This is a genomic window from Microbacterium maritypicum MF109, assembly GCF_000455825.1.
Lineage (GTDB): Bacteria > Actinomycetota > Actinomycetes > Actinomycetales > Microbacteriaceae > Microbacterium > Microbacterium maritypicum_A.
This window is the reverse complement of sequence record NZ_ATAO01000206.1, coordinates 656,647-666,327: the sequence shown is the minus strand read 5'-3', so window position 1 is coordinate 666,327 and position 9,681 is coordinate 656,647. Positions and strand designations below refer to the sequence as shown.

At 66.1% G+C, this 9,681-nt stretch carries 12 protein-coding genes; 11 read left to right on the top strand and 1 reads right to left on the bottom strand.

Annotated elements, in window-relative coordinates; translation table 11 throughout:
• The first annotated feature begins 240 nt into the window (after nucleotides 1-240).
• From L687_RS42895 to L687_RS37450, 11 genes are all read left to right on the top strand, one after another.
• Nucleotides 241-471, top strand: coding sequence for a helix-turn-helix transcriptional regulator (locus L687_RS42895; RefSeq protein WP_167540717.1), 231 nt, complete (start codon nucleotides 241-243; stop codon nucleotides 469-471).
• Nucleotides 464-1,696, top strand: coding sequence for a tyrosine-type recombinase/integrase (locus tag L687_RS37490; RefSeq protein ID WP_021200994.1), 1,233 nt, complete (start codon nucleotides 464-466; stop codon nucleotides 1,694-1,696). Before L687_RS42895 ends, L687_RS37490 begins: the two co-directional genes overlap by 8 nt.
• Nucleotides 1,697-1,801: 105 nt before the next feature.
• Complete coding sequence (locus L687_RS37485; protein WP_152525959.1) at nucleotides 1,802-2,263, top strand: helicase associated domain-containing protein; 462 nt, start codon at nucleotides 1,802-1,804, stop codon at nucleotides 2,261-2,263.
• A complete protein-coding gene (locus L687_RS41985) occupies nucleotides 2,256-2,525 on the top strand; it encodes a helix-turn-helix domain-containing protein (RefSeq protein ID WP_021200992.1) in 270 nt (89 codons plus the stop codon). Before L687_RS37485 ends, L687_RS41985 begins: the two co-directional genes overlap by 8 nt.
• A gap of 134 nt (nucleotides 2,526-2,659) precedes the next feature.
• Nucleotides 2,660-2,932, top strand: coding sequence for a hypothetical protein (locus tag L687_RS37480; protein WP_152525958.1), 273 nt, complete (start codon nucleotides 2,660-2,662; stop codon nucleotides 2,930-2,932).
• Nucleotides 2,933-2,980: 48 nt separating this feature from the next.
• Nucleotides 2,981-3,649 carry a DNA-processing protein DprA gene (locus L687_RS37475; RefSeq protein WP_021200990.1) on the top strand — a complete coding sequence of 223 codons (669 nt, stop codon included), beginning with the start codon at nucleotides 2,981-2,983 and terminating at the stop codon, nucleotides 3,647-3,649.
• Complete coding sequence (locus L687_RS37470) at nucleotides 3,646-3,894, top strand: hypothetical protein (RefSeq protein ID WP_021200989.1); 249 nt, start codon at nucleotides 3,646-3,648, stop codon at nucleotides 3,892-3,894. The genes L687_RS37475 and L687_RS37470 overlap by 4 nt, the downstream gene beginning before the upstream one ends.
• Nucleotides 3,891-4,091 carry a hypothetical protein gene (locus L687_RS37465; protein ID WP_021200988.1) on the top strand — a complete coding sequence of 67 codons (201 nt, stop codon included), beginning with the start codon at nucleotides 3,891-3,893 and terminating at the stop codon, nucleotides 4,089-4,091. The genes L687_RS37470 and L687_RS37465 overlap by 4 nt, the downstream gene beginning before the upstream one ends.
• A 293-nt stretch (nucleotides 4,092-4,384) precedes the next feature.
• Nucleotides 4,385-7,171, top strand: a complete 2,787-nt coding sequence (locus L687_RS37460) for a hypothetical protein (protein ID WP_021200987.1) — start codon at nucleotides 4,385-4,387, stop codon at nucleotides 7,169-7,171.
• The gene (locus L687_RS37455; RefSeq protein ID WP_021200986.1) at nucleotides 7,168-7,395 is read left to right on the top strand and encodes a hypothetical protein; all 228 of its coding nucleotides are present in this window, start codon (nucleotides 7,168-7,170) and stop codon (nucleotides 7,393-7,395) included. The genes L687_RS37460 and L687_RS37455 overlap by 4 nt, the downstream gene beginning before the upstream one ends.
• A gap of 27 nt (nucleotides 7,396-7,422) precedes the next feature.
• Nucleotides 7,423-8,109 carry a metallophosphoesterase gene (locus L687_RS37450; protein WP_021200985.1) on the top strand — a complete coding sequence of 229 codons (687 nt, stop codon included), beginning with the start codon at nucleotides 7,423-7,425 and terminating at the stop codon, nucleotides 8,107-8,109.
• Here the strand turns inward: L687_RS37450 and L687_RS37445 are convergent.
• Nucleotides 8,100-9,680, bottom strand: coding sequence for a hypothetical protein (locus L687_RS37445; protein WP_031207848.1), 1,581 nt, complete (start codon nucleotides 9,678-9,680; stop codon nucleotides 8,100-8,102). The genes L687_RS37450 and L687_RS37445 overlap by 10 nt on opposite strands.
• Nucleotide 9,681 lies beyond the last annotated feature (1 nt).

Genomic DNA, 9,681 nt, shown 5'->3' with positions numbered 1-9,681 from the left:
CGGCAGGTTCTTGGTTCGAGTCCAAGCCGGGGAGCCAACAGAAGGCGCCACATCCCAGTGTTTTCAAGGGATGGGGCGCCTTCTCCCATGTACGACCGAAACCGTCGACGCGGCTCAACTCACCTTTTACTCACCAAAAACCCCCAAATCGGGGGTTTGGCCGGGGGAGGCGAGCAACGCCTACGTGTTGGTACGCGCTCCCGCGCACAGAATCTGGATGACACCGGGTATGTGCTCGGCATGGGCAAGAAGAAGGCAACTGCAGACAACGGGATCGGTGCACTCGGGAAGGTCGAGCTCCCTGCTCTGCTGACCAAGGAACAGGTCGCCGAGTACTTCGGTGTCTCGCCACGGACCGTCGAGGCATGGCGCTCCACGAACACGGGACCGGTGCCGATCAAGATCGGCAAGCACCTCCGCTGGACGGCTGAGTCCATCCGCGACTACATCTCGGGGCAGAGCGTTGCCTAGGCCGAAGAAGGCACCGGGTGAGCTCGGCAAGATCTCCACTCGCGAGGTTGGCGGGGCATACCGAAGCCGGGCGCGTGTCCGTGACGGCGTCGGAGAGCTCCATCTGCTCGAGGCATGGGGCACGAGCTTCGAGGAAGCCGAAGACGCGGTCAGGGTCAAGGCGAATCAGGTCTGGGCAGGGATGTTCGTACCCCTCACCAAGGTCTCGACCACCGAGCAGCTGGCGGCGTTGTGGCTCGCTGACATCGACCTGCGGCCGGAGGACTCGCTGGAGCAGTCGAGTCGTGAGGCCTACCACAACAGGGTCAAGAACAACATCCTCCCGTACATCGGGGCGGTGCCGATCGGCTCCCTTTCGGCGGGGTTCATCCACAACCTGCTGCAGCGCCTTGCCCGGGAACGCAGCTACAGCTTCGCATCGGTGACGCGGAAGACCCTGTCCGGCATGCTCACCTTCGCAGCGCTCAACGGAGTCATCGACACGAGTCCGATGAACGACGTGCCCAAGCTGAAGAACAACGCACCGAGGAAGAAGATCCAGCTGGACGAGGACCAGCTGTTGCTCATCATCGCGCTCATCAGGGACTGGGAGGGGAAGCAAGGTCCGGGTCGCTTCGGCGGCAGCAAGCCCAACGTCCGCGTGATGGAGGACTTCCTCCTCATCACGCTCGGCACTTCGCTGCGTCCCGGTGAGGTGCTGGGGCTGTCGCTCGACGATGTCCACCTGTTGAGCGAGTCAGCCAAGGTCTCCGTCACCGGCAACGTGAACCGCACGAAGAAGCACAAGAACATCCGCAAGGATCACCCGAAGGGGCGTGGGCAGCAGCGCACGATGACCGTTCCCAAGTACGCAGACACGGTGCTGCGGCGCCTGGTCGCCTCGTACAAGCCGAACCCCGATCAGCTGCTCATAGCGACGAAGAAGGGCACACCGATGTCGGTGAACTACATCGACCGCCTCTTCCGTGAATTCCGCAATCAGCACCGAGACCTGCTCACACGGATCGGAATCGAAGTGGACCTCCTCACCCCGTACTCCTTGAGGAAGACCGTCGCTTCCGTGGTCAACGAAGGCGGTGGAGCCGAACTCGCCGCGAAAGTGCTCGGTCACACGGACTCGCGCATCACCAAGAAGCACTACATCCACGAACTCAAAGAAGTCGACCCGGAAGCGGCTCAGATCCTCGATCGCGCCTTCTCCCGGCTCACCGACGCCGGCATCTAGCCGGAGATGCCGGGTATGTGGTGAACAACAGAGAGTCGCCCCCGGGCTGTGGAAGTCGCCCGAGGGCGACTCGCCAGTTCGGGCGGGACCGGGTATGTGGTGGGCATGTCGACGACCGATGACCGATTCGAGCTGACCGTGGCGGAGTGCGCTCGATACGTCGCGCGGCACGGCAAGATGCCGACACGGCACACGCCGGATGCGGACGACCGCTCTCTCGGCCTCTTCCTCCAGCGCATCCGACAAGCCGACCGCGGAACGACGAAGGACATCATCCTGACTCCCGAACGCATCGCCGTGCTCGACGAGGTGCTTCCGGGTTGGCGCGGTCGCGGCGCACGCCGCGACGTCGACGAGCAGATTCGCGAGATCGCAGCGTTCGTCAAGAGGCACAAGCAGTACCCGCACAACCGTGCGGTGATCGACGAGGCCGAACCCCGGCTCTACAGAATCCTCAACCACCTCCGACGTGCAGCCGAAGGCAAGGGGAACGTCGCCTTGACCCCCGAGCGCCGTCAGCTCCTCGACACCCTCATCCCCGACTGGAACCGGAAGACCGATGCCTGAGACCTCCTCGCCCATCACCGATTCGCTCCGGCTCCCTGCCCCAGACCGAACGGGCCTCGGGAAGGCACTGGCCGCCGAGCGGCAGGCACAGGGCATCACCCAGCGACAGATGGAAGCCGCGACGACCGTCCCGCAAGGGCGGATCAGCCGGATCGAGCGCGGAACCGCGCACCCAGCTCTCTGGGAAATCGCAGCGATCGGCGCGGTCCTCGGACTCGACGCTGAGATCGTCATCACCCGCAGAGAAGGAGCGAACCCGTGACTGAGGTGTCTCGCATTGCCCTCAGCTCACTCGGCGAGATGCTGGGTGGCTCTGTCGCAGCCCTGGTCGCGACTGGAGGCACGGGCGCCGGCGTCTGTGTCGCCCTCATGACAGTCGGAGCATCGTGGTGCCTCGTGCAGCAGGTGCGGTTCCGCTACCGGGTAGCGTCGTCACCGGTCGCCCCATTCGCCGTCGGGTTTCTCGTCGTCGCCACCGGAGTATTCGCCTTGATCGCGCTGCATCCAGAAAGCGTCCTCCCTGCGAACATCGCTCACGTGATGATGGTCTTCTTCGCCGGGATCGTCGGGCCGATCGTGGGCTGGTCCTTGATCGCAAACATGCTGGTCATGCGCAACCGGAAACGCGAGATCTGTGAGCCCGCGGGCGATCATGATCTGAGCAACTGACCCGGAGGACAGGCACGTTCTCCGGCTGGTGCCGGGTATGTGATTGACATGGACGCAATCACCGAGATCACCCCGCAGCACCCTCACTGGCCCGCGGGTCTCCTCGACCTGAACGAGCGGATGCCTCAGAGGCTGTGGGTGCGTGGCACAACAGCTGTGCTGGCCCTGCCCGGCGTTGCTCTCGTCGGCTCGCGCGCCAGCACTCAGATCGGGAACTTCAATGCTCGACGGATCGCAGAAGCGTGCAGCGACGAGGGGTACGCGATCATCTCCGGTCTCGCCTATGGCATTGATGCGGCCGCGCATGCCGCGGCGGTCTCCCGACGGATGCCAACGGTCGCCTACTTCGCCGCCGGGGTCGACCGGGTCTATCCCGCCGGCCACGATGACCTCGCGCAGGCCATCGTCGACTCCGGAGGCGCGCTGGTGTCGGCCTACCCTCCCGCGTCGGCGCCGACGCGGGAGCGGTTCCTGGAGCGCAACGGCCTCATCGTCACCCACGCGCGCGTTACAGCCGTCGTGGAAGCCGGGTTCCGATCGGGGACGCTGAACGCGGCCCGACAGGCAAGGGAAGCCGGTCGGCCGGTCGGGGCGGTTCCCGGGCCCGAGGAAGTGGCACAGTACGGCGGATGCAACGCCCTCATCCGAGACGGGCACGCCTCTCCGATCAGCACCGGTGATGAGCTACTCGCCCTGATCCCGAAGGGGCTCGGATGAGCGCCGAGCGCCGCTGGAAGCAGCGGATCGCCCCATACAGCCGCGTGTACGCGCACGGGCTCATTCGTCTGACCAGGCACCTGCGGACCCTCACCGACGACAAAGTGCTGGACCTCCTCACCGCAGCTCACCAGCCGACGCCGACGAACTGTGACTGGGTCACATACGATACGGCTGCTCTCCTCCGGCCTGCGGCACGTGAAGAAGCCCGCCGCCGCGGCCTCGTGGCCGAGTACACCCCATGACTGGGCCCATAGAGCCCGACGACATCCGTGCCGTCGCCTGCACCCTCTGCGAGCACTGCTGGACCGTCCGCGCCGGCCAGGCCCTCGACCAGGCCGTCGACGCGCTATCGCTGCACATGAGCAGAATGCATGGGACAGCGAGGTTCGAGATCGAGATCATCACCGATGACGGGTCGGTTCTGACCAACACAGGCTGAGCCCATCATGCCGGGTATGTGCGAAGCATGCGCCGACGTCTCACAACCTCCACCGCCCGGGCCATCCGGATCGGGATCCTCTCGCAGCGACTGCCGTTCACCGTCACGACGTACCCGCAGGGCGGATCGAGCACGGTCATCGACTCCGCGCGCTGGGAGGCTGACACGGAAGCGTATCGGCGGATGTCCGGCCGCAGGGCGGCACTGGCAGCCCGCGCGCGACAGCGGACCAGGCGGTTCGCGGCCGTTGTGCGCCGTCAGTCCGCACCGGCGTCACCGGGTATGTGGTGAGCATGAACGAAGCACCTGGCGAGGACCTCGTCCGCTACACCGGAGCAGACGCGCTCAGCACCCGTGAGGCCGTCGTGAACGCCCGCGCTGAGCTCGCGCGTCGTCAGCTGCAGCTCGACGCGCAGCACGCCGAGGCGAAGGCGGAGATGGAGCGCCAGCGGCGGGAGCTCGAGGCGCAGTTCGAGAAGGCTCGCGCTGAGCTTGCGGAGCAGATGAAGCCGCTGAAAGAGCAGCTCGCGAAGCTCGCCGAGATCATGTGGACCGTCGATCTCTACCTCGGCAGGGACGAGACTCTCCGGCTCATCCGCGAAGGCAGCCCGGCACCCGCTGACACCCCGATCGCCGTCCGGCAGAAGGTTCTCGTGATGGCCGAGGAGTCTCTGATCCTCATGGGCGCGACCAGCACAGGGGTCACCTCTGAGGACATCCCCGAGTTCATCGACTGGCTGATCGCCGATGACGCGAACCTTGACCGTATCCTGCCGGAGAAGAAGGGCGTCGTCGTCCTCGTGCCCACGAAGGTGAAGAGCCGCTCCGGCAACATCTTCGAGGACGCATACCGGGATGCCGAGAACCAGCGGTCCTACTGGCTTCTCCGCAACGGCGAGCGGCTCTACTTGCTGACGGTGGACCCGGAACTGAAGATCTTCGATCGGGTACTGCCTCGCCGTCGCGAGTTCGTCGACGTCTTCGATCAGCGGCTGTTCGGCTTCGGCAGCCGGCGCGGAGAGCCGGTCCGTCCGGGATCCGAGGAGTGGTTCGAGCTGGAGAAGATCGCGGACGCTAAGCGGCGCCACTACATGCGCATCCTGATGGTCCTGGAGGGCCTGATCGACCGCACGCCCGTCTGGCACCCGCTGCCCGCCTCAGGCGCGAGCTTCATGTCGCTCGCTGACCAGGACGCCGGCAAGATCGTCCTCATCCAGGATGACGAGGAGTCGATCCAGCTCGGGGAAGGCGGGGAGACCTTCGCACAGTGGCAGCGCCGCGTGAACTCCCTCCTGCGTCCCGGCCTTCGGGTCGTGGCGAACTTCAACACGCAGGCGTTCCGGGAGCTGTACAACGACGGCGACCGCTGGTCCCGTGGTGGCCACCAGCGGATCCACCCTGCGAACGCTGAGTACCCGCCTTCGCAGACGCCGCTGCTCATCGAAGCCCGCCGCGACAACGGTCTGGTGATCCGGTACACCCGCACCGAGAAGATCTGGAAGCGGAATCAGCCCGTGCCCGGTGAGCCCGGTTACGTGTATCGCTTCGAGACCGAGGCGGAACCGAAGCAGCGGGCGTCCTGCGTGATCTACCCCGACGACTCCTTCGTGGTGCCGTTCGACCTCGTCACCGTCGCCGAGATGGAGCGGTTCCTTGCATCGCGGGAAGAGCGATCGAACCACTTCCTCTCGATGGTCCCGACCCTGCGGGCGGCTATCGCAGCCAAGTACGAGGAGGCCGCCCAGGAAGCGGACTTCCGAGGGCTCATCGCCCAGCTGCTCGTCACCGAAGGCGCCGACGCCGAAGATGTCGACGAGCTCGTCGACGGGCTTGTGTACTGGTGGAAGCTCGCTCACACCTGGTCGAAGCCACTCAACGGCGACGGAGCGCACGAGAAGAATGCCGCAGACCAGATCGTCGCCGAGTACCGTGCCCGTCGCAAGCGGGACGCCGACGACTCCGAGAAGCGGATGATCGAGCGTGGGCGGGCGATCCCCGGCGCGATCGCTGTCGGCCGAGACCGTCAAGGTCGGTGGTGGTCCTACTCGCCGAGCCCCGACGCTCATGACGAGGGTGTCTTCCTTGACATCACCCGGCTCTACCGGAACGGGCGAATGGGCGAGACGAAGACGTCGCAGACAGTTGCCCGCCGCACGGCATCGGCCCTCCAGCTCGCGTGGTCAGACGAGCGGTGGGGATCGTGGAAGTTCGACGCGCACGCGAACCACTACCTGACCGCCGGCGAGCGGCGGGAGCTCATCGAGCAGGCGAAAGCGCTGAGCTCCGGGACCCCCGTCGTCGTCACCGAGCTGTTCGACCCGAAGCACCCCGGACGCCGGAGCATCCACGTGTACGCGTGGGTGGCGGAGAAGCCCCCGACCGAGGAGGAGCCGATCTCCAGCCACGACGTGTACTCCTGGCGGCAGAGCAACAAGTACATCGAGCGGACCGGGTGGTCGGTCGTGAAGGATTCCGACGGCGTCCGGCTCGGGAACCGCAGCCGGAGCTCCCAGGCGTCGGATCAGTTCTCGCACTACTCCGGCGGCACGAAATGGGGGAGCACACCCTGGTGGCCGGACACCGCCACCCCAGACGGCGACGCGCGACCCCGGCTGATCTGGGCCGATGAAGCCATGCTCGATGCCGTCGCTTCCTTCCGGATCCGGTGCGCGGCGATCGCCGATGAAGAGAGGGAACAGCGACGTGCTGCCGAGGCGGCGGCATACGCCTACTCGCAGCCGATCGAGGCGCGCATCGAGGAGCAGATCATCGCCCAGGCGAAGGCTCGGTTCATCGAGGACTTCGGCGCCGACGCGCTGGATCTGTGGCCGGCGCACCTCAAGACGCTGAAGCTACGCAACCCCATCCACTCGCGCACCCTGTGGGGTGTCGTCGCTATCGCTTTGGCGCACGGGCATCCGGTCGTCGGGCAGACGCTCGACCAGCTCGCGGACTTCGCCTGGCAGCACGAGAACAAGGCTCCGGGGGAGTGGCATCCCCCGCGCTCCCGTGTCGACTTCGGGGACTTCGGCAGCATCATCGTCACCGAGCCGGCGTCGGACGAGGACGAGCAGCCGTGACCGAGTGGCACCTGCCGTTGAAGTCCGGCCGTGGCTTCGCGAAACGCCCAGCGCTCGTCACGCCGCAGGCGACGGGGCTCGGCGTCGTGCTGATGCCAGAGGAACAGCTGACGTTCGCCGAAGCACGGCGACGGTACGCGCACGTCCACGACGCCTGCGAGGTGCTTGACCTGTACATCGAGGCTGGACACGGCGACGTGCTCATGGCGGACCGGATCCACTGAGGCGCGGCCACCGGGTATGTGGAGCACATGAGCCGAATCCTCTACACCTCGGACCCGCACCTGAGCCACGAGTTCCTCGCCCGACTGCGCGGGTTCCTCACGTCGACCGGCGACGGGGACGTGTCCGCGCACGACGCCTGGTACCGGCAGATGTGGTGCAGCCAGGTCACGAAGCGAGACACCGTGTACATCCTCGGCGACCTGACCGTCGGCGGAGCAGCTCGCGTGGATGCTGTCCTCGCCTTCATGCGGGACCTGCCAGGCTCCAAGCACTTCATCTCAGGAAACCACGACATCGTGCATCCCTACGAGCGAGGATCGATCCGGGCTCAGCGCCAATGGTTGGAGACCTTCGAGTCAGTGCAGGCATTCGGCGTCCGCCGGCTCGACGTGCACGGGGTCCGGCGGCACGTGGCACTCAGCCACTTCCCGTACACCGGCGACCACACCCGCGAGGACCGATTCGATGCGTGGAGACTGAAGGACACCGGCCAGTGGCTCCTCCACGGGCACACGCACGATCGCAGCCAGCGCGTTCACGGGCGGCAGGTCCACGTCGGCCTCGACGCCTGGGGACGCCTCGTGGAAGAGTCGGAGATCGCCTCTCTCATCGCGGCCGCGGAATCCGGCGAACTCGTTGAGCAGGAAGGCGAGTACGTGGCCGGTAGTCGAAGGATCGCATTCGCGCCGATGACGGGCGCCGATCAGACGTAGTACGAGCCTTTCTCACCCTCAGCTCGAGCCTGCTCGGCACCCGCGGTGTCCCCGGCGGCTTCGAAATGCTGAGCGAGCTCTTCAGCGCGCTGGCGGCGCTCCTGTCGGTACTCCTCTTCCCGCTCCTTGCGGGCCGTCTCACGTCGAGCTGCCTCCTCGCGAGCGTCGCGCGCAAGCTGCTCACGAGCCTCGGGAGTCGGCTGAAGCTTCGCTCGAGTCAGGACGGTCTCCCAGTCGCCGTCGTAGTCGGAGACCCGGTTCTCCTTCACGGTGCCGGAGGCGATGACTACGCGGCTGCCTGCATCGGGCGACCAGTGCACGCCCTCCGTCTCATCCTCTCCGGTCTGGATCCAGTCGCCGATACCGCTGCTCGACCGCCAGTACAGGACATGGCCGTCGTCGTCGATCATCTTCACATGCAGGGGCGCGCCGTACCCGTAGTCCCGCCCTAGTCGGGCAGAGAGGATCGTCGCCGTGACGTCCATCCCCTTCAGCTTCGTGCCGGCAGGGGCGAGGAACTCCTGCTTCTTCATGGCCGCCTCCCGGGCCTTGAGCTCCTCACGCGCAGCACGTTCGCGTTCACGCTGCTCGTGGTGCCGGAAGGACGATACCGCAGATGCGACGAGGGGGACGTGCTTGCGGCTTACCCAGCGCTCACCGCAGACCTCTTCCGTCTGGGCGAGTACGGTCTGCAGATTCCGCTCGTACTCGGATTCGCCCTCGAGCCCGTCGACCCAGGCGTACAGTCTCCGGAGCTCGTCGGCTTCCGCGGCGGATGCCTCAAGATGCCCGCCGCCAGCTCCGTGCTCGATCAAGTCGAGCACCTTGTCCGCCGTGGGGGTGTCGTAGATGGTTGCGCGGCCGCGCGAGAGGAAGACCCCGCCGTCCTGCTCGATCTGCCTCATGGTGAGCAGCATGACGTTGTCGCCCGGTGTGATCCTGGTGTCCTGACCGTAGAGAGCGCCGAGGTCATCGTCGTCGACGTCGAACTCGGACGCGTCGAAGCTCTCGTCGAGGACCCACAGCCCCTTTGGCTTCACGCCGAGGAACAGCTCCAGGCAGTTGGAGCCGATCTGCTTGGTCTCGCCGGTGCTCGGGGATGTGACGATGTACACCTTCGTGCGGGCGCGGTTGTGCCCGCAGTAGTCGCACCGCATCGTCTCGTCGGCGACATGAGGGTCGGTGTCGCCCGCGAAGTGGGAGATCACCTTCCCGTTCGCGGCCTTCTCGTGCATGGAGTCGAACTGCCAGTCTCCGAGGCTGATCCTCGGGGTGTTGATCGTGACGTCGTTCGTCTCGTGGCTCGCTCCTGTGCGCTCGTCGTGCACGATCCGCGGGCGCGCGTTGTACGCGAATCGCTCTTCGATTCCTGCCTTCGCGAGACGACGGTTGAGCTTGTCCAGCTTCGCCTGCAGGGCGGCCAGCCGCGACGTCGGGATCCGGTACACGATCGGCTCGTACGTCGCGGCGGAAGGCTCATCCGCCAGTGTCGATTCGGCGTCCGAGCGGAGGTGACCGTCGAACCGGCCCTGATGGTCGTGGATGTTCCCGACCTGATCGATCATGGCCATG

Excerpts from the sequence above, each read along its gene's own strand:
- L687_RS37485 (WP_152525959.1), top strand. The coding sequence starts at position 1,802 with ATGTCGACGACCGATGACCGATTCGAGCTGACCGTGGCGGAGTGCGCT.
- L687_RS37465 (WP_021200988.1), top strand. The coding sequence starts at position 3,891 with ATGACTGGGCCCATAGAGCCCGACGACATCCGTGCCGTCGCCTGCACC.
- L687_RS41985 (WP_021200992.1), top strand. The coding sequence starts at position 2,256 with ATGCCTGAGACCTCCTCGCCCATCACCGATTCGCTCCGGCTCCCTGCC.
- L687_RS37445 (WP_031207848.1), bottom strand. The coding sequence starts at position 9,680 with ATGGCCATGATCGATCAGGTCGGGAACATCCACGACCATCAGGGCCGG.
- L687_RS37460 (WP_021200987.1), top strand. The coding sequence starts at position 4,385 with ATGAACGAAGCACCTGGCGAGGACCTCGTCCGCTACACCGGAGCAGAC.
- L687_RS37450 (WP_021200985.1), top strand. The coding sequence starts at position 7,423 with ATGAGCCGAATCCTCTACACCTCGGACCCGCACCTGAGCCACGAGTTC.
- L687_RS42895 (WP_167540717.1), top strand. The coding sequence starts at position 241 with ATGGGCAAGAAGAAGGCAACTGCAGACAACGGGATCGGTGCACTCGGG.
- L687_RS37475 (WP_021200990.1), top strand. The coding sequence starts at position 2,981 with ATGGACGCAATCACCGAGATCACCCCGCAGCACCCTCACTGGCCCGCG.
- L687_RS37470 (WP_021200989.1), top strand. The coding sequence starts at position 3,646 with ATGAGCGCCGAGCGCCGCTGGAAGCAGCGGATCGCCCCATACAGCCGC.